Genomic DNA, 23,732 nt, shown 5'->3' on the forward strand with positions numbered 1-23,732 from the left:
AACATTGTAGCATAGAAGTATCGAATCCAAACGAAACAGAATAGGAGGACATGCTATGCACCGCTATATCAAAACAACCCTTCTGATCTCCCTGCTGTTCCTGATGCTCATCCCCCTTACAGGGTTTGGCGGACACCTGGCTAATATTTCGGCCGACAGAACGGTAGAAGCTTCATCTATTGAAAAAAATCAGGACATAGAAATTCCCGTCGAACCGGAGACGAATGAAGAAACACCTGAGCCCTCCGATATTCAGGATCTAGATGCCGCGGAGGATGTAGAAAAGAAAATTGCCTATTTAACCTTTGACGATGGTCCATCGTCAAATATAACGCCTCAAATTCTAGATACTTTGGATCGCTATCAGATAAAAGCAACTTTTTTTGTAGTGGGAAAAATGGCAGAAACCCATCCGCATATTTTAAAAAGAATTCATGAAGAAGGCCATTTTGTCAGCAATCATTCTTATTCCCATGATTATAAAAAAATCTATGCAAGTCCTGCCGCTTTTATTGAAGATATTAAAAAATGTGATGAGGTATTGGCATCAATTTTAGGAGAAAGTTATACATCAAAAATTATCCGTTTTCCTGCAGGCTCCTTTGGTAAAAAAAAGCAGCTCATTCGGGAAGCTGTTAAAGACCATGGTTATGAGTATTTAGACTGGAACGCACTTAACGGAGATGCAGAAGCCTTGCATGTATCCACTGAAAAGTTAGTGGACAGGATTGTAGAAACTACCCAAGGCCGTGATCAGGCAGTGATACTGATGCATGATTCCAATACCAAGCATACAACTGCAGAAGCATTACCTGCAATCCTTGATTACCTTCAAGTCCAAGGCTATGTTTTTAAGACGCTGGAAGATTATACTTTTTAAAATGGAGGATAAAAAATGAAGGGCAAAGTTATTCTGATACTACTGTTATTTATTGTTCTTTTTCTTGCGGGCACCTATACATATTCTTTCCGGGAGCCTCCCGGTGAAAAGAATACGGAAAGCCAGCATACGTCTCCTCCTTCTCAAGAAGCTACAGAAGAAAAAAATAATAAAGTTATGAATATAGCGCTTTTCGGCATTGATACAGGCCGCGAAAAACACGAAGCTGCCCATTCCGATGCCATCATGATTGTTACAGTCGATCATATCTATAAAAAAATAAAACTTTCTTCACTAATGCGGGACACCTATGTGGATATTGCGGGACGGGGCAAAACAAAGCTTAACATGGCCTATGCCATCGGTGGCCCTGAGCTTGCCGTTAGGACGATCAATGAAAATTTCAATATGGATATCCAGCATTATGCTACTGTGGATTTTGTAGGGCTGTCCAAAATTGTCGATGCCTTAGATGGGGTGGAAGTTGATATAAAGCGTAATGAAATACAGGAAATTAACAAATATATGGAGGAAGTTGCCAAAATCAAAAAAGAAAAACCCACACCCCTCCAAAAACCCGGCAAACAGTTGTTAAACGGCAATCAAGCTGTTGCTTATGCCCGAATCAGAAACGTAGGTGAAGGGGATTTTGACAGATCCGAACGGCAAAAAAATGTCCTAACCGCACTGGTACAAAAAATTCAAGAGCGGGATATTTCCAAATATCCTCAATTTGCCGCATCCCTTCTGCCCTATGTACAAACAAATATGTCCGGGACAGATATTATCCATTTAGGCGTTGACCTGTACAAGCTTGGCATTTCTGATATGGATTGGTATAGATTTCCTCTGTATGGATACTGTAAAGGAGAGATCATCAATAAAGTATGGTATCTAACTACGGACCTTCAGGTTACATCGGATCATTTATATCAATATATTTACAATGATATTAAGATCGAACCTTTAAAAAGCTCTTTTTAAAAATTATTCAACCGCATAGATGGAGCCGCCGTCAACAGGTTAATATTCACCAATTGATAGCGGCTCCCCGTGTATTTCATCCACAAAGCCCCTCGTATAAATTTCTGCAGATCGCAAATCATACAATTATTAGTTTTAATGATCATAAGGGTGTCTTGCTGCCCGCACATTCGACATTATTTTCTCCATCAAATGATAACCCTTATCATATGATATGATGCTGTTTTTGTCTTTTTAAGGGTCTGTTATAGATATCTAGTAGAATATTATTGTCGAACCAGGTAAACTGCATAAGCTCCCAAAGAAAGGAATGATTTATCATGATCATTCGTCTCGGTTATGTTGCAATTTCTTTGTCTTTGCATGAAGCTTCACCTAATAAAACCATTACTTATAAAAGCTATGAAAAACTGAAAGATGATGAATCAAAACTCTACCGGCTCAAGGACTTGGTAAAAGAAAATCTGGCGAATACAAAAAGAATTCTGATTCATAACCAGGTTCACGATATAAAGGTCTACCGCTTTACTTCAAAACTGATTCCCTTAGCCACTCATCCAGATGTGATTCAGTGGGATTATACAAAAGCCTTTGAGCAAGAACTGCTGGATATTGGCAGCTATTCTAAGCAGCATCAGCTAAGAGTAAGTGCCCATCCGGATCACTTTACACTACTGAATAGCCCAAAAGAAAATATTCTTGCTTCTTCCCTCAGAGATCTTAAGTATCATGTTAATTTATTTGAGGGAATGAATTTATCTGAAAAAGAAGCTAAGCTCGTACTCCACGTCGGAGGAATCTACGACAGCAAATCCAAAGCAATTGAACGTTTTAAGACTAATTTTGTCAAGCTTCCGCCGTCGATCCGCAATCGAATTGTATTGGAAAATGATGATAAGGTTTATACTGCTCGTGATGCATTATCTATCTGCAAAGACCTGGGCATCCCTATGGTACTGGACATCCATCACCACTGGTGCAATAATAATGGAGAAAATTTGTCCCAGCTGCTGGGAGATATCTTTAAGACCTGGGATAATGAAATTTACCCTCCGAAAATTCATGTATCCAGTCCTAAACCAGGCAAAAATATCCGTGCCCATGCAGATGATGTTGATGTGAATTTCTTTTATCATTTTCTGCAGCAGGCTAAAACCTGTAACCGGAACTTTGATGCCATGCTTGAGGCAAAAAATAAAGATATTGCTTTGTTCAATTTAGTAGAACAGTTGAAAGCTTACAGCAATATCGAAATGGTAGATGGAGCGTCTTTCATATATCATTAATGTGGGTTCACCGTTCAAGCATGGTACTGACGCTGACTTCCCCGCATATAAGAAATATTCCAGTTGGAATCATGCTTCCTACACCTCCGGAAAGATCTTTAAACTCGAACACTTCACTACAATCAAAAAACCAAAGGCATCATCCATCGATAATGCCTTTGATTTTCTAATCGGTATTACAATGTGTTCATCATTGATTCACCTTTTCAAATCTAATTATTTGATGTTTTCATTTCCGGCCTGCCTGGCTGTTCGCCTTCAAGGCGCTGGGGGTATAACACTTTGGCAACTGTATCGGCCTGCGCTTGTGTCAAAGTTCCATCCTCCACCAGTTTCTGCATAGGGCCGGCTGCTGCACCTTCCTCAGGTTTTGCGCCTTTTTTGCTTTCAAAATAAGCTTTGCGCTCTTCCTCTGTCATGTCTTTGGACTTTTCCGTTTCAGCTTTGCGGGTTTCTTTTTCCTGTTCTAAATAAACCAGGATCGTACCCGCTTGTGCTTTTGTAATTGTATTGGCATCCACAAGACTAGCCAGCTGTTTTTCTATTTCTTCCTGACGTTTTTCTTGATTATCGTTCATCTTTACTCCCATTTGTTCTTTTTGATATGTATGGATGGCCTCTGCCTGCGCCTGTGTTAGTATCCCGGCAGCAACCATTTCTGCCGTAAAATCGGATTTACCTTCCGGCTTTTCCTCTTTTCTGCTTTCATAATATGATTTACGTGCTTCTTCCGTCATGCTTTTTGTCTTTTCCATCTCAGCTTTTCGTTCTTCATTCTTTTCCTCATAGAAGCTGACCATCTTCTCTGCGGTTTCCTGTGTAATAATTCCTGCATTTACGAGACTTTCCGTTAGTGTTTTCATCATATCCTGTTGGTTTCTCATTCCAGTTTGGTCCATTGGGCCGGGTCTTTCTTCCCCTATTGCCCCTCCCATTTTTCCGGGACTTGTTTCATTTGATTGGTTTATACCCAGTTTTTGATCTAATGGATTATTTACATTGACATTATTCGCAAATCCTACACCTCCCATGACCAAAAGTGCGCCTCCGATTACAACCGTGCTTACGATAGATGCTGCTTTCCTTTTCATACATTATTCTCCTTTCATGGTTAAAATTTTATTTGCCCTGTTTGAGCACATCTCTATCATACACTCTGTTTTTTTCAGTTTTTTTTACATATTGTCACAAAATAAAATAGGTTTTGTAACAGTTTTGTCAACAAATCTATTTTCACTTAGATTGGAAAAAAGAATATGATATAATCTTTCTAGCAAAGCATCTATTCGATAAGGTAAGGTGGATTTAATTGGAGAAGAAAACTATTTTAGTTGTTGATGATGAATTAAAAATACGAATCCTTTTAAAAGATTTCCTTGAAAGGGAAGGTTTTATCATTATAGAATCTCCTGATGGAAAACATGCACTGGATACATTTCAAAACTCGGGTAAGAACATCGATCTCATTCTTTTGGATGTAATGCTTCCTGAATACGACGGCTGGACAGTCTGCAGAGAGATTAGAAAGGTATCCCAAGTACCGATTATTATGCTGACGGCTAGAAGTGAAGACTTTGATGAAGTACATGGTTTTGAAATTGGCGCTGACGATTATGTAAAAAAACCGGTAAAACCTACAGCTTTAATTGCCAGGATCAATGCATTCTTCCGAAGAATAGATAACGGTAAAACTGAAAACAAAATATTAGCACACGGTGGGCTTGAAATTAATGATGCCGCCCATACTGTCAAAGTGGAAAATGAAGAAATCATTTTGAGTCCAAAAGAATATGCCCTTCTATTGTTTCTGGTTGAGCATAAAGGCAAGATCATATCCAGAGAACAATTGCTTAATCTGGTCTGGGGCTATGAATATTATGGAAGCTTGAGAACGGTAGACACACATATTAACAGATTGAGAATAAAGCTCGGAAAAAAGGGCGATGCCATTACAACAATCAGAGGCTTCGGATATAGATTTGAGGGATGAGTATGAATGTGTCCATTCGATTTAAACTGCTAATATATATGACCGTAAATATCGTTCTGTTTGCAGTGCTTTTATATGGCTCCAACACATTTTTTGCCGAGAAATATTATATTAACCATAAAAAAAATACCCTTATTGAAAGCAGTCAAAAAATTTCGGAGCTTATTGCTGAAAAAAGAAGAGAATCCGACTTCCATGATGAAAATCTGATTTATGAAATTAACACGTTGGAAAAGAGTATCGGCGGAACTATTTTTATCGGTACACTAGACGGAACCGTGTATTATCCGCTTTCAACCGGTCATAGTCCGCCGCAGCGGCCTGGTTTTATAACGGATCTCCCTAATCCGGACAACGAACCCGGTCCGCCTCCCAGGCCTGATTTTAGACTCCCTAAAACCCCTAAGCGTAACATACAGGGCTGGGAACCTTATGACGAAACTTCATTTTTCTTTATAACCAAGGATCCAAATTTCAAAATTGAGACATTACGCTATCAAGCCCAGTTGGATAACGGTTTTGTCCTTTTGGTATGGGTTCCTATGACTGGAATATCCGAAAACGCATCCATATCCAACAATTTTACGACAATCATCGGATTGATTACAATTGTGATTACGGGAATTTGGGCACTGTTTATTTCTGAGAAGTTTACCCGCCCTATTATGGAAATGAATAAGATTACAAAAAAAATGTCCAATCTTGATTTTTCCCAAACTTTAGAAATTGGTCATAAAGATGAAATCGGTCAACTGTCTCAAAGTATAAACCACCTGTCCTATAGCCTGGACAAGGCAATCAGCCAACTAAACAGCAAAAACCGGCAACTGGAGCAAGACATTGACCGTGAACGGAATCTGGATAAAATGAGACGTGAATTTGTTTCCAATGTATCTCACGAACTAAGGACGCCTATTTTCTTAATCCAGGGCTACGCGGAGGGCCTTAAAGCCAATGTAGCTAAGAGCGAAGAAAAAAGGAATTTTTACTGCGATGTTATCATGGAAGAAACTGACAAAATGGAGGGCCTGCTTAAAGACCTACTGGATCTTTCCCAGATTGAATCGGGCATGTTTCCAATCAATAAAATTGATTTCAATATTTCCTCGCTGATTAAAGATATTGTTTCAAAATATGAACCGATCCTCACCGATAAAAATATCCATATATCCATAGAAATAAAAGAGGAATTGACGGCACATGCTGATCCGGTAAGAATTGAACAAATAATCGTAAATTTTATTAATAATGCAATCGATCATGTAGACAAAAACAAAGTTATCAAGCTGACTGTAGAATCTATCGGCAAAAAAATCAGGGTTTCGGTATATAATTCAGGGTCAACCATTCCTGATGAATCCTTGAATAAAGTATGGACCAGCTTTTATAAAATAGATAAAGCCAGAACGAGGGATTTGGGAGGAACAGGACTGGGTTTGTCTGTTGTCCGGGCTATCCAGGAGGCACATTCCAATAACTTTGGAGTTATTAACAGAGAAAATGGTGTTGATTTTTGGGTTGAAATAGATATTAAAGAAACAGACATTACGGACACACAAAAAGAATTCTCAGCATAAGCTTACTTGGCTCAAAAGTATTCTAGAGCTTTTGCATGAAATAGAATGAAAAAACATCTCCAAAATATTCTTATTTTGGAGATGTTTTTATTTGCTCTTTCCCTGTTGTACTGTGACCGGGAAGAAACACTGTGGCTCTTTCTGTTCCGCTGAGGAGTCTGTCTAATATTCTTTCTTTCTTCCCATTAGCCAATATCATCGGTATTCCATAACTATTTACTTTTTTTGCTGCCTCCAGCTTCGTAGCGATTCCTCCTGTACCAAAATCGCTGGTGTCTCCAACTTCGACCGTCGTGAGCAGCTGATCTATATCTTCTACTTCTTCAATCAAAGTAGCATCATGATGTTCGTTGGGATTCCTATTGTATAGTCCGTCTATATCGCTAAATAATATCAGTAGGTCTGCGTTCCACAGGTTCGTCGTCAGAGCTGCCAGCGTATCGTTATCTCCAATCTTTATTTCCTCTACACTAACGGTATCATTTTCATTGATAATAGGCACAACCCCTTCATCCAGCAGTGTGAACAGCGTATTTCTAATGTTTAGGGTTCTGCTTCCATCTAAAAAATCATCTCTTGTTAAAAGCATTTGCCCTACATGGATCTGATGGGCAGCAAATACTTTTCGATAAGCGTCCATTAGTTCTACTTGACCAATTGCACACAAAGCCTGCTTATAGTGCATATCTGCCTTGCGCATCCACTTGCCAATGGTGGCTACCCCGGCGATTCTAGCCCCTGAGGATACCAGCACAATTTGCTTTCCATTTCCAATTAAACCTGCTACCTGATCACTTAAGGCATTCAAAAATTCCTTATTAATACTCCCATCTGCATTGGCCAGTGTATTGCTTCCAATTTTAATAACAATTTTTTTGCTGTTTTCAATAATTGATGCAAGCATTTTATCCCTCTATTCTCTTATTTGTCCATTTCCCATTATTGTATATTTTGATGTAACCAACTCTTCTAATCCGATAGGCCCCCGTGCATGGATTTTTTGCGTACTAATCCCCATTTCTGCCCCAAATCCAAACTGGCCTCCATCTGTAAAGCGTGTTGATGCATTCACATAGACTGCTGCTGCATCTATTTGCCGTAAAAACAAGTTTGCATTTTCTAAGCTTTCCGTTACGATGGCTTCAGAGTGCTTCGTACCATACCGGTCAATATGCAAAATGGCTTCCTGGATATTTTGCACAACTTTTATGGCCACCTTATAATCCAAATATTCTTCCATCCAGTCTTGTTCTTCAGCTGTTTTTACAGTGATGATCCCTCTTGTCTTTTCACAGCCCATGATGTCAACAATTCCATCAAACTGCTTATATAATTGGGGTAAAAATTCACTGGCAACCTGTTCATGTATTAGTATGGTTTCACATGCATTACAAACACCTGGTCGTTGTATCTTTGCATTTTCAACAATCCTAAGAGCTTTCTTCAAATTTGCACGCTCATCAATATAAATATGACAATTCCCTACTCCTGTCTCTATTGTTGGCACAGTAGCATTTTCGATAACAAACTGAATTAATTCTTTTCCGCCCCGTGGTATGATTAAATCTATATATTCATTTAAGGTAAGCATTTCCATGACAACAGACCGGTCCACATCGTCAATGAAACCGATAATCTCCTCCGGCAGACCGCTTTCTTTCAATCCTTCTTTTACAGCATATACAAGAGCGCGATTAGAATGTATCGATGTAGAACTCCCGCGCAAAAGAATACAGTTCCCACTTTTTAAAGCCAAAGCAAAAGCGTCAATCGTTACATTGGGCCTGGATTCATAAATAATCCCGATAACACCCAATGGAACCGTCATTTTACTGATGGTTAAACCATTTTCCAATGTCCATACCCTATCACTGTTCCAAATAGGATCTCTTAAATCAATAATTTTCTGTATTCCTTGTATCATATCTTCTATTCTATTTTCATCTAAGCGAAGCCGGTCGATCAGACTTTCTTTTATACCGGCTTTTCTGGCATTGAAAACATCTTTTTCGTTTTCTTGCATAATATATTCCTGATGGATCCGTAGTCGCTTTGCAACATTTGCTAAAGCCTTATTTTTCGTTTTTGTGTCGGCTATACCCAATACCTTAGCGGCATCTCGCAGCTTTTTACATTGAATAATTAAACTTGACATCTATATTCACTCCTTTATAATTTACATAATATTATTATGTAACCTTATTATTCCTATTTTGTATATAAAAAAACCCTCATCCCATAAGGGACGAGAGTTTACCCGCGGTACCACCCTAATTAGTCATCAGACTCACTTAGAAAGACCTTAACGTGGTCAAGCCGTTATACTCCAGAGCGGGTTCAAAAAGCTAGCATACAAAGCTCTCACCAATGCTTTGTTCTCTGTGATACATTACTTTTTTACTTTTCTCCTTCATTGCATTTCCTTATTAATATTATGATTGATTATATCCGAATACACATCTCCTGTCAATGAATTTTATAGGTTTTGATGAACTTTTATCTTTCAGTAGACTTAAATAAATGGCAGATACATATCTGCCATTTATCCTTTCCCGCCCTATCCTCCAGCTAATAGATGGATCACTTTTACATCATCTCCATCACGAATGGGCGTTGATGCATATTCTTCCCGGTTAATCAGTTCTCCATTAATTCTTACGATTATTTTAGGATATGTATATCTTTTATTTTGAAGCAATTTTTCTACTGTCAGGTTCTCTTCCCAATCAGAATCTCTTCCATTTACTTTAATCAAAATGATATCCTCCCAGGTACGAATGATTTGATTATAAATGTTTGCTAACGACTTCTACAACCTCTGGCAGGTCCATTCCCAAACTTTTGAGCTTTTCTACTGTAGGAACACCCTCCATAGTCCAGCCGCGGCGCAAATAAACGGCATCAACCAGTTTCTCATATTGTTCCTCACGGTAGCTTCTCAATTCCTTGACTTTTTCCTCTGTTGTCTTTCCTTTAGGATCAAAATCTAAAACTTCTTTCAACTGTTGATCATATCTTTCTTTTCTGGACTCATATTCTTCCACTGTAACCGGCCCTGCAGAGCGATATGGAATTCTGTCGTGTTCCCGCTTTCCGTAACCCATGCGAATATTAAATATTCTTTGGAAGTTATAGACTCTTTCTGATTGCCTGATCAACTCTTCCTTATCAATATTCTTCCCTGTAACACCGTTAAATATATCTACATAATTTTGCACATGTTCTGGTATTTTAGCTGGTTCATCTGAACTGGAATTACTCTCTGGCGCAATATCATTCCATGGCAATTTGCACAATCCGTTTAATCCAAACCAAGTTCTGAACATTGGGAAATAATGGAGTGCTTCGGCTTTATCTTCAAAAGTCGGTATTTGATTATTTACCATGTCCATAAAGATCAGCCATGCTTCGTCATGCTGAGGCCCTTTGTTTGTCAATCCGTATCCTCCCTGTTGTGCTAAGGATTCCTTTGGCAGATACTCAGAGAATTCCAATCCTTTTTGCTCCATGCCTATGTCTTGCAGAAAGTCTGGGTCTGCACCATATTCTTCTACAAACATTTTCTTCATTCTACGAACACCTTGACCGGCGATCTTACCAAAACCTTCACCTCTGCTCATTTGATGAAGTAGCTCAAGGGCAGCATCCGCATTTCCAAAATTCAGCTCTAATCCACCGGTTTTTTCTTTATCCAATATACCGTTCTCATAGCATTCCATAATAAATGCGGTGATCGTTCCGAAAGATATGGTATCTACTGCATAGGTATCACAGTAGAAGTTAGCCTCTAATATATATTCCGGATCAAAAATACCGCAGTTTGATCCTAATCCAGCTGCATTTTCATATTCTGGTCCATCAATCGTTACACAGTGTCCTTTATAGGGACCTGTTTTCAATTTGAAATTATCAGCTGCCTTTGCACAGGATAAAGAGCAGCCATACCAGCAGCCATCTGCCATTCCTTGTGTCACATATTTCTTAACAAAAACATCGGAGGCAATTTTATAGGTGTCTGGGTGACTTCCATATTTATAATTATGTGTAGGCAGCAGATCATACTCATCCATGATTTCTATGATATTTGCTGTACCGATCTGACGCATGCGATTCTGTACGTGATCGAGACGGCTGATTTCCTTATGCAGCTTGATTCCTGCTTTATTAATTTGTGAAATATCTGCTGGATGATTCAAATCGCCCTTAACACCTTTAAACTTTACTACCAATGCCTTTATGCGCTTATCTCTGAAGACTGTTCCAATTCCGCCTCTTCCTGCTTGTTTCAATCGTGCTACCTTTCTCCGAATATCGTAAAAAGTAAAATTTAGAAGGCCTAGTAAAGTATGCTCAGCAGCGGTACCGGAAGTCACTACTGAGATATTTCGTTTGTCTTCTTCAGAAACCGCGTACATTTCTGTCAACTGCTCTCCCAGCACATGGCCGTCTACTGCTTCTAAAGGTGCTTCTTCAATCCGTGCGATCCCTTCATTGCCATCAATATATATGATTACATCCTTCTCTGCTTTCCCTTGTATTTCGAGGGCATCCCACCCTGAAAACTTTAACAACGGGCCGAAATATCCTCCTACATTACTGTCTATAGGCATTCCAGTAAGTGGTGATAGGGTAACTACCAGAGACTTTCCTGATCCAGGATATTGTGTAATCCCTCCAATAGGTCCGCTGGATATAATAATTTCATTTTCCGGATCTGTCCACTTCGTTTCAGAAGTTACTGCATTCCACAAATACCATAACCCAAAACCCTTACCGCCTATGAACTTCTCCTTCATAAGATCCGTAACTTGCTTTGATTCTATTCTTTGATCAGAAAGATTAACATACAAAGTTCTGTTCGTATAACCCTTATCTAATTTTCCAAGTTCATACTTATATTCGGCTAAAAGATTGTGAGCTTTTTGCATATCTTTTACATTCATGTTTATTTCATCCCCCTTACTTAGTATCCCCTTTACTGTTCATCAACGGCTGCTGTCTCTTCAATCGCTCCTGTTACTGCATCTACTTCCCGATTTCCTATAAAAATTGCTTCTGTAGGGCACTCTCTGGCACATAAACCACAGGCTATGCATTTAAAGGGTTCAATATAGTCATCATGTTGTCTCATAGCTTCTTCCGGACAAAAACCAACACACATAAAACAGCCTACACATAGGTCTTTCTTGATTCGAACCACATTGTTCTTATCTCTATACAAAGCTTCTACAGGACAGATATCGATACAGACACCACACTGATTACATACATTGATTTTACTTTCTCCTTGATCCTGGCTGATTTGAATGCAGGATTTTTCCCTGTTTTGCTGTTTAAAATATGCATTGGAACAGACTTCTTCGCATCTTCCGCATGCGATGCATTGCGCTTCATTTTTTTCTAATCGTTTCAAAAGTGATTCACCTCCTAGATGATTAATTTTAGTGCTTTTTCAGTATTTTCACATTCTTTAATGAATTTGTCAATTATTAATTCATTTCAAACCTCAGGGAATCATTTCAGTCTGTTAAACTTTTATACAATTATACTCCCTTCCGGTGAAAAGAATAGAGATTTATACAACCGACGGTTCAAATATTAATTCACCGGTCTTAAAGCGATTGATATGGAGCATATCGATCGGAAGCGTCGTTTCTTCTCCTAAGATCGTTTCTGCCATCAGCAATCCTGTAGCAGGTCCGAACATAAATCCATGTCCACTATATCCTATGGCTAGATAGAAGCCTTCTACTTCATCTACAGAGCCATAGATAGGTTGTCGGTCCGGTGACATATTATATAACCCTGCCCACTGTCTTAAAAGTCTTACATTTTCCAGCGGCGGCAGCACCTTTGTTATGGTTTTTGCCATTTCCTCTAAGAAGTGCCAACCTGATGTGATTCTTAAATCCCTTGGTTCTCCTTCGTCTCCACGGCCCATAATAATGCTGCCGTGTGGCACTTGTTGACAATATAGGTTCAGCGAGAAGGACATGACCATTGGATCTAATATAGGTTCTACAGGCTCTGTCACTAAAATTTGATGTCTTTCAGAATAAACAGGCAAGTCTACCCCAGCCATTTTACCGACTAGCTGAGAATATCCTCCGGCGGCATTTACAACAAGGTTTGTCGCAATATCCCCCTTGTTCGTCTGAACACCTTTTATCTTTCCATTCTCAACATGGATTCCTGTTACCTCTGTAAAAGTATAGATTTCAGCGCCTAGTCTTTTCGCTGCATTGGCAAAAGCCTGGGTAGCGTGGAATGGATTCAAGTGTCCATCCTTTTGGTGGAAGGTGGCACTGATTAATCCATCGGTGTTTAGAAAAGGCACGATTTCTTTTGCTTCGCCTAAGCTTAGAAGCTTAGACTGAATGCCTAGGCGGTTTTGCAATTCAACATTTTTCCTAAATTGTTCATGCTCTTTCATTGTACTGGATACAATGAGATATCCACCTTGTTTAAATTCTATATCTCCTTCATATTGCAATTCTTCTTGCGCTGTTTCAAAAAATTCGCAGGAGAGCTTAGAGATCTTACAATTCATTTCTGTGCCCCATTGCTGACGGATTCCTGCACCACATCGTCCAGTAGCACCACTGGAAATATAACCTTTCTCAATAATGACAACTTTTTTTACGCCTTTTTTGCATAGATTATATGCAATCGCACAGCCGGAAATACCGCCACCAATAATTACCACATCAGCCGTTTTAATCATGTGCTTCACCTCCCTGGGTGCATTCACAAATTGCCTTTAGTTTGATCGCTTTAACAGGCGGTCTATAGGTACCAGGCAGCAATTCAGAAAGTGGCTTGCCTGTAGCAATGGAAAGCTCCCGTAAAACTAATTGGGTGCAAGTCCTGCCCTGACAAGGTCCCATTCCCACTCTGCTAATTCTTTTTATTTCATCAAAGGTAGTATATCCTTGTGCAATGAGATCACGGATATCCTTGACACTTAAATCGGAGCATCGGCACACGATTGATTTATCGTCCATCTTCATCCCCCATTCCAATATTTCGTACAATCTTAGCAAATTCTTTATTTACTGCTATCGAGAGAATCGGTGTCTTGTCAAAAGCCTTTGGATTCATTACCTTGATTACTCTGACATCACAAACGTATTTGCCTTCTCGATCTAATCCTCTTACATAATCATTCTCCTTTGGCAATGGTAAAAATTCGTAGGGTATTTTCAGCAATGCCTCATTTTCTGAGTAGGCCATGTCCATAACCATAATAGCCAGTCCTGGACACTTGCTTACGCACAAACCACATCCGTTGCAAACCTCATGATCAATATTGGGTAAATCATTTATATCATCAAATTCCTTAATTGCATTCCTATTGCACGCAGTGTAGCAGGGATTACAGGGAATGTTCTGAAAACATTCGATCACTGCAACAGGGCCTTTATTCAATCTTTCTTCTGACGGCATAACACTTTTTAGATCTTTTATAGTCGGTACGCCCGTTCTTTCTAGCATTCTATACACCTCCCGAAGATATATTATACTTCCTCTGAAACTGCTGCTTCACTTTTATAGACCAATTCTGAGATTCCTTTTCGAATCTTCTCTCCTACTGGTCCTGAACGTAGTGCATCAAGCTGCTGGTGCAAGTCCTGTTTCCTTTCATTTATATTGTATAGTGTATAGCCGAGATAGTTTGCAGCGGATAACCCTGCTAAATATCCTTCCACCATGGCACTGCTTGCCTCTTCCACACCGGATACATCTCCAGCTACAAAAATTCCTTTTACTGAGGTTTCTAAGTCTTCATTTCGAACCGGTACAAACCCACCTAACTCGTTTACATATTTCATCTCACAGCCTGCCTGCCATAATAACTCCGACAATGGTGTCAAACCTACAGCAATACACATAACATCCACATCAAAGTGCTTTTCACTTCCCTCTATGGCATTCCATTTGTCATCCAACTGCCAGACGGTTACACCTTCCAGTGCCTTCGAACCATAGGCTTCTTTTACCGTATGTCCTGTAAAGATTGGAACGCCCATTCTTCGAATTTTCGAAGCGTGAACCAAATAACCTCCGATTTTAGGGGATGCATCCACGACTGCTGCCACCTCTACACCTGCCTGCATCAATTGATAACTGACAATTAAACCTATATTACCTGCCCCTAGCATAATTACGCGATTGCCAGGCTTTACGCCATACTCATTCATTAGGGTTTGAACTGCACCTGCACCATATACCCCTGGCAGATCATTGTAGGGGAAAGCTAGAGTTTTCTCACTCGCTCCAGTAGCTACTACAATAGCATCTGGTTTAATTTTAAAGTATTTACCCGATTGATCGGCAGTTACAACACCATCTTCGTAGATTCCTAAAATTGTAGTATCACTTAATATTTCAACATTTTTGTTATTTTCAATTTTATCAAGCAGCAGATCTGCAATATCAATGCCTCTTATAGATGCATATTGCTTCTCAGATCCAAAAAACATGTGCGTCTGCTTTACTAATTGACCACCCAGTTTTTTATTTCTATCCACAAGCAGTACTTTACAACCTAATTCTGCTGCACTAATAGCAGCACACAAACCGGCAGGGCCGCCTCCAATGATTAAAACTTCTGCAGGCTTCATAAGATATCCCCTTTCCCTTCTTGCGTTCTTACAATCATACCGTCCTTAACCATTTCGACACATATTCTTACATTTGGCTCTCCGTTGACTTCCATCAGACAAGATGAGCAATTTCCAATAGCACAGAAAAATCCTCTCGGTCTATTTTTTTCATGACTATGACTTAAAACCCGTACACCAGCTGCATGGAGCGCAGCTGCAATCGTTTCTCCTTCATAACCTTCCAACAGTGAATTATTGTAGGTAAAGCTTACTTTTTTCCCTCTTTCAAAGAACAATATAGGATGTTCCTGAATCCTCACGTCTACACCTCCTATTTTAGTTGGGATTCTTCTCCTTAAGGAGAAGAATCCCTTACAATCTATTGGTTGCTTTTTTTCGATAGGAAAGCCTTATTCAGAAGGTATATAAACCCACCTCCATAAAATCCTAAGGTAATCATCATCATAACAATCGATGTCGTTGACATATTATTTCGACCCCCTCGTATCCTCTAAGGCTGATTCCATAATGTCATGTCCCTGCCCAATCTTATTGGCCAGCCAATTGTTCGTCAGCAGTGCAATGCCAATGAGTACTGCAAACTGTACGATTATCGTTCCTACACTAAAGATTTCTCTTGGATCCCACCAGTTCCCCGGGTACCAGGTAATCGCCTGCCAGATCCACCAGCCGATAATCACTACGGTAAATACCGGGAATAAGGCCACACATACACTCCACCATTTTCCTATCTTGTAATCTGACCATGGGGTGTTGATGTCGTTGTTTCTTACTTTTTCAAGTCCTTTCTTCATCAGTGCTATGGCTACAAACAGTCCGCTTAACAGCAAGCCTACTCCCCATACCCAGTCTTGGTTGTCATTGATATTTAAACTGTAGGCCGATGGTACTCCTGCCAAGAATCCAACGATGATTACGATTAATGTTGCTTTCTTTCGCTCTACTCCTGCATCCATGATGTTTCTTACCCCTACTTCTATCATTGGCAATAGGGAGGATAATGCTGCGATGGACATTGCAAAGAAGAATATGCCCGCTAGTATATTTCCAAATGGCATCGTCGGGAATAACTGCGCCAGATAGATAAAGGTCAGTCCTGTATTTCCTGCCGATAGGGCCGCATCTGCAAACTCTGTTGACGGTGACAATGCAAAAATTGCCGGCAGTACGGTCATTCCACAGATCAGGGCCCCTACGTTATCGCTAAAGCCCATGATCATACAGTTTCCTGCTATATCTTCCTTCTTCTTTGTATACACTGCATAAGTAATGATAAATCCCCATCCTGCTCCTGTTGACCATGCAGCTTGGGTAAAGGCTGCCAGCCATATCTTTGGTTCTGTCAGCATATGCAGCTTTGGACTAAATAAGAATTCCAAACCCTTTGCTGCCCCCGGCAATGTGACCGCTCTGAATAATGCGATGAGTAATAGTCCAAATAGGGTCGGTATCATGATTTTACTTGCTTTTTCTATTCCGTTTGTAACCCCTTTATATATGATGATTCCAGCTATACTCATTGAGATAAAATGAAAGAATATGGTTTGTGATGGTGTTGTTGTGAAGGCATTCCAAATTGCCTGTGTTGCTTCTGTTCCCATTCCCGGTTGGAAAGCTCCTGATACCGCTAGTGTAAAATACTTTACACACCAGCCCATGATTACGGAGTAATAGAACATAATGAGTAAACAGACTGCTGCAATCCACGTACCCATCCAGGTATATTTCTTGCCCATATAATCTCTGAATGCACCGATTGTACCCAGCCCTGTACGGCGTCCCATTACCATCTCTCCCATTAGGAGCGGAAGTACCCAAACAAATAGGGCAATTGTCCATGCGATGATAAAAGGTCCTCCACCATTGGCTGCAGCTACCCTCGGGAACCTCCAAACATTACCCGTACCGATTGCCATTCCGATAGAAGCTGCAATAAAGCCCCATCGGCTTCCCCATTGCTCTTTTTGTTGACTCATAAACACCCTCCTTTGATTATTTTTATATTTGGACCTCTACCCTCCTTTTTTCTTTTACCAATCATTGCAAGATATAGACAATAATCAAAGCACAATAGGACTATCTATCGCAATTCTTATGCCAAGAGTAAAAAAATATTGCAGCCGCTCTTTATCCTTATAAATTCAAGCTATTCACTCATTTACAGAAATCATAAAGTAAAAACTTATTTTCGTACATGTCAGATTTTAGTCACTTTTTTTATATTTTTCATTCATAATTTTCAGAACTTTGTTGTTACGTCTGTCATTTCATTCATCTTTTCGCATAAAAATAAAAGCGTCTAATAACTGACACATGTCAATTATTAGACGCTTTTTCCAGATCATATAATTTTAATTTATAGTAGAGGGTGCTCCTTGGAATGTTCAGCATTTTGGCAGCTTTTGCTTTGTTTCCTTTTGTTTCAGTCAAAGCCTTTTTAATCATATCCGCTTCAGAACGCTTTATGATTTCTTCTAGATTCATTTGATCATTATTGTCTACTTTTACAGTTGTGATGTTGTCCAGTATATATTGGGGTATCAAATCAATGTCCAATACACCATTTTTACTTACAACTACCATATATTCTACAGTATTCTTCAGTTCGCGGATATTTCCTTTCCATCCATACTTCAGTAGTATATTAAATACATCCTTTTCAACATGCGAAATACGGATTTTGTTTTTTCTACAAATTTCCTTTAGAAAGTGATTAAACAATAAAATAATATCTTCTTTTCTTTCTCTCAACGGTGGCAGTTCAATTTCTACTACATTTAACCGGTAGTAGAGATCTTCCCGAAAAGACCCTTTCTGTACTAAATCTTTAAGGTTTTTATTTGTAGCAGAGATAATGCGAATATCTACATCGATTGGCTTGCCCGCACCCACACGAACTACCTTTTTTTCTTGTAGTACACGCAGCAGCTTTGCCTGGGCTTCAATAGATAAATCACCAATTTCATCAAGAAATAGCGTTCCACCATTTGCTAATTCAATTAACCCCGGCTTCCCTCCCCTTAACGCACCCGTAAATGCACCGCCTACATAGCCAAAAAATTCACTCTCGAATAGCGTATAGGGAATGGCGCTGCAGTTTACAGGTACAAAGTGGCCTGTTCGTCCGCTATTCTGATGTATTGCAATCGCTAAAACTTCCTTACCCGTACCACTTTCTCCCGTAATGAGTACACTTGTATCTGTTTGTGATACATGCTTGGCCAATTGGATTTTTTTCTGCATTTTAGGATTTTTCCCTTGTATATGTCCGAGAGAGGAAATTCCAGTAGTAATTTTTCTCACTTCTTCCCGAAGTAAATTGATTTCTGAATTGGCATTTTCCAGCTTCAATGACAAATTAGTAAATTCTGTGACATCTCTTTCTGTAGCCACAACCCCTACAAACTCATCATCAATATAGATCGGCAGGGCACTTATAATCACATAATAGTTTGGCTTTGGAGAATGATATACATTTTCGATTGGTTCTCTCTCATTCAGTACTGAAAGAGTTAACGCATTTGGGAAAAAATCTTCTAACTTTTTATATATCAAGTCTTCACATTTCATATCATATAGTTTTTCAGCATTCTTATTCCACACAAGTATGTGGCCTTGTGCATCTGTCACGGTTACTGCTTCATGCATATGATGAATAATTTGTTTATACTGTCTGTTAATTGACTCCAACTTCATATAATAACTATCCCTTAAATTATCACTGCGAATGATTCCGACAATTCCTCCATGCTCTGTTACAGGCAATCTTCCGATTCGATTTTCTATCATCGTTTCTCTAGCACGGCTGACCAGTTCATCAATATCAACACTCACAACTTTTTCTTGCATAAATGCTGCAACCGGTAAGTCCAGTGGAATATTTTCTTTTTTTATTCTTGAGACATCTGCCAATGTAAGGATCCCTTTTATTATTTCTTTCTGCGAAAAGTTTTCTACAATGATTACTTCCGGGATGTTTTCATAGAGCATTTTTTCAATCGCTTCTGAAAGATAGATATGGGGAAGGATTTTTAAAATATTTGTTGACAATATTTCTCGAATTCGATAATACAACAGATTGTTTTCCAACATTCTTGATCACCCCCCACAATAACACCTTATTCAGTATGATAAAATATCCTTCATATAACCTATATATTTTATTCTATATATGCTCTTAAATTCCTTCATTCCTGATCCAGGGGCATAAAAATAACCAACCGGCTCAAACCAGTTGGTTATTTTTATTTATGGATATACACGATTCAAAGTTCTTGCAAATGGAATCGTTTGTCGAATATGGTCAATGCCACACAGCCAAGCTACTGTTCTTTCTAAACCTAACCCATAGCCTGAATGGGGCACGCTGCCGTATCTTCTTAAGTCTATATACCACTCATAAATTTCTTTTGGCAGTTTTTCTTCTTCCAGCTTATGCAGCAACAATTCAAGATCATGAATACGCTGACTGCCGCCGATAATCTCACCATAACCTTCTGGTGCAATCAAATCAGCCCCTAAAATTACCTCCGGGTTATCAGGATCTGGCTGCATATAGAAAGCTTTCATTTTTGTTGGAAAATGCGTAATAAATACCGGTTTATCATACTGCTCAGCAATAAAGGTTTCATGAGGTGCTCCAAAATCATCCCCCCACTCGAACTCAAAACCATTCTCCTGCAGTAGCTTTACTGCATCGGTATATGTAATTCTTGGGAAAGGCGCTTTTACATTCTCTAAGCTTTCGGTATTTCTCTCTAAGGTTTTTAATTCCATTTTGCGATTTTCCAGCACTCTTTTTACAATATACGCTATCATTTCTTCTTGAATTTTCAAATTCCCTTCAAAGTCCACATAAGCCATTTCTGGCTCTACCATCCAAAACTCATTTAAATGCTTTCTGGTTTTAGATTTTTCTGCTCTAAAGGTTGGCCCAAAACTATATACCTTTCCAAAAGCCATTGCTGCAGCCTCGGCATAAAGCTGTCCAGTTTGTGAAAGATAAGCGTTTTGTCCAAAATAGTCAATTTCAAATAACTCAGTAGTTCCCTCACAGGATGCAGGTGTAATAATTGGCGGTTCAACCAATACAAAGTCTCTCTCGTGGAAGAAATCCCTGATTGCTCTATTGATTTCATCTCGGATTCTTAAAATCGCATGCTGCTTCGGCGTACGAATCCATAAATGCCGGTGATCCATCAGAAAGTCTGTTCCATGCTCTTTTAATGAAATCGGGTATTCTTGTGCAATTGCTACAATTTCAACATCCTTCACTGTTAACTCAAAGCCGGAAGGTGCACGTTCATCCGCCCGGACACTCCCCGTTACCATAATAGAAGATTCTTGCGTTATGGTTTTGCATTTTTCAAAAACTTCCGGAGATACATCACTTTTAACAACAACACCTTGGATAAATCCAGAACCGTCACGGATCTGCAGGAATTGTATTTTCCCGCTGGATCGCTTATTGAATAACCAACCGTTGATTGTAACATCTTGATCCACATATTTGCTAATTCTTTCGATAGTAGTAACTACTGCCATACACGCACCTCCAAATTATTCATTATATTAAACTTTCAAATCTACTTGGATACCCAATAGTTCCTTGTGACTATCTAAAATAGGTTCAATATAGTTCTGAATAAACTCATCCACCTGCGCTGGCGCTCTTCCGATAAATAATTCGGGAGCCAGCAGCTGATTCATATCTTCTTCTGTAAGCTGGAACATATCGTCATGAATAATTCTTTGAAATAAATCGTTTTCTTTCCCTTCCATCTTCACCTGCTTCGCAGCTTCCATAGAATGAATACGAATCTGTTCGTGAAGTTCTTGACGATCTCCGCCCTTCTTTACAGCTTCCATGAGAATATTTTCTGTTGCCATAAAAGGTAATTCATTCATGACATGTTGCCGGATTACTTTTTCATAAACAACCAATCCATCGGTGATGTTCACAGAAATTTCTAAAATAGCATCAACGGCCATAAAAGTCTCAGGAATACTTATTCTCCTGATAGCTGAATCATCAAGAGTCCTTTCAAACCATTGGGTTGATGTGGTCATCGCCATATTCATCGTACCTGTCATAACATACCTGGCAAGAGATGCAGCTCTTTCACTACGCATTGGATTCCGTTTGTATGCCATTGCAGAAGATCCGATCTGTGTTGACTCGAAAGGCTCCTCTATTTCTTTTAAATGCTGCAGCAACCGAATATCATTTGTCATCTTATGTATAGTCTGTGCAATACCGCTTAAAACAGATAATACTTTATAGTCCAGTTTCCTGCTATAGGTTTGACCAGTAACAGGAAAAGTTTTATCAAAGCCCATCTTTTTTGCTACAAGTTGATCCAACATTTTTACTTTTCCATGATCTCCATCAAATAGGCTTAAAAAACTTGCTTGTGTTCCTGTAGTACCTTTAACACCTCTAAGCATCATTTTTGATAGCAAGTTTTCAACATCTTCGTAGTCCATAAGAAGATCCATGAGCCATAAGGTAGCCCTTTTTCCTACTGTAGTTAACTGAGCCGGTTGAAAATGCGTAAAACCTAAAGTCGGCACATCTCTATATTTATAAGCAAATTTTGAAAGCTTGTCCATGCAATTGATAATTTTCGCTCGAATTAACTCTAATCCTTTATACATTACGATAATGTCTGTATTATCCCCCACATAGGCACTGGTAGCACCTAGATGAATAATGGGCTTTGCCTTAGGACATTGTGCACCATAGGCATATACATGGGACATCACATCATGTCTCGTTTCTCTTTCTCTTTCTCTAGCTACTTCGTAATTAATTTGATCCTTATATCTTTTTAATTCTTCAATCTGCTCATCTGTTATATCCAGCCCAAGTTCCTTCTGTGCTTCAGCCAAAGCAATCCACAACTGCCGCCAGGTTGTAAATTTTGTATCCGCTGAGAACAATTGTGCCATCTCTTTACTAGCATATCTTGTTATGAGCGGATTTTCATAAATTTGTGTCAACGATTTCGCTCCCTTCTAAGGCATATATATTAGTATTATACAATAGTTGGCTAAAAATAACAAACAAAAACCATGATTTTGCACAAAGGTCAAAGTTTTTAGGTAGAATAAAAAAGATATGGAAATCTCCCTCCATATCTTTTTTATTCTATTTCAATGCTGCTTCAATTCGGTTTAACCCTTCTTTAATGTTGTCTAATGAGGTGGCATAAGATAATCGAACATAGTTGTCTGTTCCAAAGCCTGATCCTGGAATTACTGCCACTTTTACTGAATCCAACAAATACTCTGCAAAATCCATTGAACTATGAATCGTCTTTCCTCTAAAAGTTTTGCCTATCGTTTTTGAGATATTTACCATAACATAAAATGCGCCCTCAGGCTTTCTGCAGGATATGCCTTCTATGGAGTTAATTTTATCTACCATATAATTTCTTCTTTCGATAAATGCTTTTACCATTTCGTTGATTGGCTCTTGATCGCCCTTTAAAGCTTCTATGCTGGCATACTGTGCGACTGTATTCGGATTGGAAGTAGCATGACTTTGCACATTGGTCATAATATTGGCAATTTCTTTGGTTGATGCAGTGTACCCAATTCTCCAGCCTGTCATAGCATAGGCTTTGGACATTCCATTTACCACGATCGTTAGATCTTTAATCTCTTTACCGAAAGATGCTATGCTCACATGTCGCCCATCATAAGTTAATTTCTCATAGATTTCATCTGAAATCACATAAATATCATGCTTCACAGCAATATCTGCAATTGTTTTTAATTCGTTTTCCGTGTACACTGTACCCGTAGGATTATTGGGGCTATTTAAAATAATCGCCTTTGTTTTTGAAGTAATTGCTTTTTCTAAGCTAACGCCATCATACTTAAATCCGTTTTCTTCTGGCGTTTCAACCAAAACAGGTACAGCATCCGCCAGCTTTACTAATTCAGGATAGCTCACCCAGTATGGAACTGGCACAATCACTTCATCTCCTGGATTGCAAATAGCCATGAGCACATTATGAAGAGAATGCTTCGCACCATTGGAAACTACAATATTTTCCGGCTTATAATCTAATTGATTATCTTCCTTTAGCTTGTCGCAAATAGCTTGTCTTAACTCTGGCATACCTGAAGATGCTGTATAACCATTTGATCCCTTTTCAATAGCAGCAATAGCAGCATCCCGGATATGTTTGGGCGTGTTAAAGTCAGGCTCACCAGCACCAAAGCTAACTACATCAATTCCGTCTGCTCTCATTTTTTTAGCCTTAGCCGTAATCGCAAGGGTAACGGAATCAGTGATTTTCATATTTTTCATCGATAAATCTTTGCTCATTTTAAATGCCTCCTGTATCATAATAATCATCATTTACATTATTCTATGAT

21 protein-coding genes and 1 other annotated feature are annotated in these 23,732 nt (G+C 39.1%); of the genes, 5 read left to right on the top strand and 16 right to left on the bottom strand.

Translation table 11 applies throughout. The annotated features are described in order from the left end of the window. Positions 1-55 precede the first annotated feature (55 nt). The 3 genes from Gferi_RS00505 to uvsE all read left to right on the top strand — a co-directional run bounded on the left by Gferi_RS00505 (position 56) and on the right by uvsE (position 3,150). The gene (locus tag Gferi_RS00505) at positions 56-880 is read left to right on the top strand and encodes a polysaccharide deacetylase family protein (RefSeq protein ID WP_069973750.1); all 825 of its coding nucleotides are present in this window, start codon (positions 56-58) and stop codon (positions 878-880) included. 15 nt (positions 881-895) lie between these two features. Further along, positions 896-1,864 (top strand): LCP family protein, encoded by a 969-nt coding sequence (locus tag Gferi_RS00510; protein WP_069973751.1) that lies wholly within the window; start codon positions 896-898, stop codon positions 1,862-1,864. Between the two features lie 320 nt (positions 1,865-2,184). Beyond that, positions 2,185-3,150, top strand: a complete 966-nt coding sequence (gene uvsE, locus Gferi_RS00515; protein WP_069973752.1) for a UV DNA damage repair endonuclease UvsE — start codon at positions 2,185-2,187, stop codon at positions 3,148-3,150. Between the two features lie 212 nt (positions 3,151-3,362). On the opposite strand, the gene Gferi_RS00520 is transcribed toward uvsE, so the two are convergent. Next, a complete protein-coding gene (locus Gferi_RS00520; protein ID WP_069973753.1) occupies positions 3,363-4,241 on the bottom strand; it encodes a hypothetical protein in 879 nt (292 codons plus the stop codon). A 218-nt stretch (positions 4,242-4,459) separates the two neighbouring features. On the opposite strand from Gferi_RS00520, the gene Gferi_RS00525 reads away from it, so the two are divergent. Together Gferi_RS00525 and Gferi_RS00530 are read left to right on the top strand one after the other, a co-directional pair. Then, positions 4,460-5,140: a response regulator transcription factor gene (locus Gferi_RS00525; protein WP_069973754.1), complete on the top strand. Its 681-nt coding sequence runs from the start codon at positions 4,460-4,462 to the stop codon at positions 5,138-5,140. Positions 5,141-5,142: 2 nt separating this feature from the next. Beyond that, positions 5,143-6,717, top strand: coding sequence for a sensor histidine kinase (locus Gferi_RS00530; protein ID WP_069973755.1), 1,575 nt, complete (start codon positions 5,143-5,145; stop codon positions 6,715-6,717). Positions 6,718-6,787: 70 nt separating this feature from the next. On the opposite strand, the gene proB is transcribed toward Gferi_RS00530, so the two are convergent. The 15 genes from proB to Gferi_RS00605 all read right to left on the bottom strand — a co-directional run bounded on the left by proB (position 6,788) and on the right by Gferi_RS00605 (position 23,682). Then, positions 6,788-7,621: a glutamate 5-kinase gene (gene proB, locus Gferi_RS00535; RefSeq protein WP_069973756.1), complete on the bottom strand. Its 834-nt coding sequence runs from the start codon at positions 7,619-7,621 to the stop codon at positions 6,788-6,790. A 9-nt stretch (positions 7,622-7,630) separates the two neighbouring features. After that, positions 7,631-8,872 (bottom strand): glutamate-5-semialdehyde dehydrogenase, encoded by a 1,242-nt coding sequence (locus Gferi_RS00540; protein WP_069973757.1) that lies wholly within the window; start codon positions 8,870-8,872, stop codon positions 7,631-7,633. A gap of 83 nt (positions 8,873-8,955) precedes the next feature. Next, positions 8,956-9,140, bottom strand: a binding site (T-box leader). Between the two features lie 134 nt (positions 9,141-9,274). After that, a complete protein-coding gene (gene thiS, locus Gferi_RS00545) occupies positions 9,275-9,472 on the bottom strand; it encodes a sulfur carrier protein ThiS (protein WP_069973758.1) in 198 nt (65 codons plus the stop codon). Positions 9,473-9,503: 31 nt separating this feature from the next. Beyond that, on the bottom strand, positions 9,504-11,660 hold the full coding sequence (locus tag Gferi_RS00550) for an aldehyde ferredoxin oxidoreductase family protein (RefSeq protein ID WP_083273293.1): 2,157 nt from the start codon (positions 11,658-11,660) through the stop codon (positions 9,504-9,506). A gap of 32 nt (positions 11,661-11,692) precedes the next feature. Then, complete coding sequence (locus tag Gferi_RS00555; RefSeq protein WP_069973759.1) at positions 11,693-12,130, bottom strand: 4Fe-4S binding protein; 438 nt, start codon at positions 12,128-12,130, stop codon at positions 11,693-11,695. 162 nt (positions 12,131-12,292) lie between these two features. Continuing rightward, the gene (locus tag Gferi_RS00560) at positions 12,293-13,441 is read right to left on the bottom strand and encodes an NAD(P)/FAD-dependent oxidoreductase (protein ID WP_069973760.1); all 1,149 of its coding nucleotides are present in this window, start codon (positions 13,439-13,441) and stop codon (positions 12,293-12,295) included. Continuing rightward, positions 13,434-13,721, bottom strand: a complete 288-nt coding sequence (locus tag Gferi_RS00565) for a (2Fe-2S)-binding protein (RefSeq protein WP_069973761.1) — start codon at positions 13,719-13,721, stop codon at positions 13,434-13,436. The genes Gferi_RS00560 and Gferi_RS00565 overlap by 8 nt, the downstream gene beginning before the upstream one ends. Continuing rightward, positions 13,711-14,211: an NADH-quinone oxidoreductase subunit I gene (locus Gferi_RS00570; protein ID WP_069973762.1), complete on the bottom strand. Its 501-nt coding sequence runs from the start codon at positions 14,209-14,211 to the stop codon at positions 13,711-13,713. The genes Gferi_RS00565 and Gferi_RS00570 overlap by 11 nt, the downstream gene beginning before the upstream one ends. A 23-nt stretch (positions 14,212-14,234) precedes the next feature. Next, positions 14,235-15,341, bottom strand: coding sequence for an NAD(P)/FAD-dependent oxidoreductase (locus tag Gferi_RS00575; protein ID WP_069973763.1), 1,107 nt, complete (start codon positions 15,339-15,341; stop codon positions 14,235-14,237). Beyond that, entirely contained in the window at positions 15,338-15,643 is a 306-nt protein-coding gene (locus Gferi_RS00580) for a (2Fe-2S)-binding protein (protein WP_069973764.1), read from the bottom strand. The genes Gferi_RS00575 and Gferi_RS00580 overlap by 4 nt, the downstream gene beginning before the upstream one ends. Positions 15,644-15,811: 168 nt before the next feature. Then, on the bottom strand, positions 15,812-17,320 hold the full coding sequence (locus Gferi_RS00585) for a sodium-dependent transporter (RefSeq protein ID WP_069973765.1): 1,509 nt from the start codon (positions 17,318-17,320) through the stop codon (positions 15,812-15,814). Positions 17,321-17,660: 340 nt separating this feature from the next. Then, entirely contained in the window at positions 17,661-19,436 is a 1,776-nt protein-coding gene (locus Gferi_RS00590; protein WP_069973766.1) for a sigma 54-interacting transcriptional regulator, read from the bottom strand. Positions 19,437-19,592: 156 nt separating this feature from the next. Continuing rightward, positions 19,593-20,888, bottom strand: a complete 1,296-nt coding sequence (gene asnS / locus Gferi_RS00595) for an asparagine--tRNA ligase (RefSeq protein ID WP_069973767.1) — start codon at positions 20,886-20,888, stop codon at positions 19,593-19,595. 27 nt (positions 20,889-20,915) lie between these two features. Continuing rightward, complete coding sequence (gene purB / locus Gferi_RS00600) at positions 20,916-22,346, bottom strand: adenylosuccinate lyase (RefSeq protein WP_083273294.1); 1,431 nt, start codon at positions 22,344-22,346, stop codon at positions 20,916-20,918. Between the two features lie 148 nt (positions 22,347-22,494). Further along, positions 22,495-23,682 (bottom strand): pyridoxal phosphate-dependent aminotransferase, encoded by a 1,188-nt coding sequence (locus Gferi_RS00605; protein WP_069973768.1) that lies wholly within the window; start codon positions 23,680-23,682, stop codon positions 22,495-22,497. Positions 23,683-23,732 lie beyond the last annotated feature (50 nt).

This window comes from Geosporobacter ferrireducens, from assembly GCF_001750685.1.
Lineage (GTDB): Bacteria > Bacillota > Clostridia > Peptostreptococcales > Thermotaleaceae > Geosporobacter > Geosporobacter ferrireducens.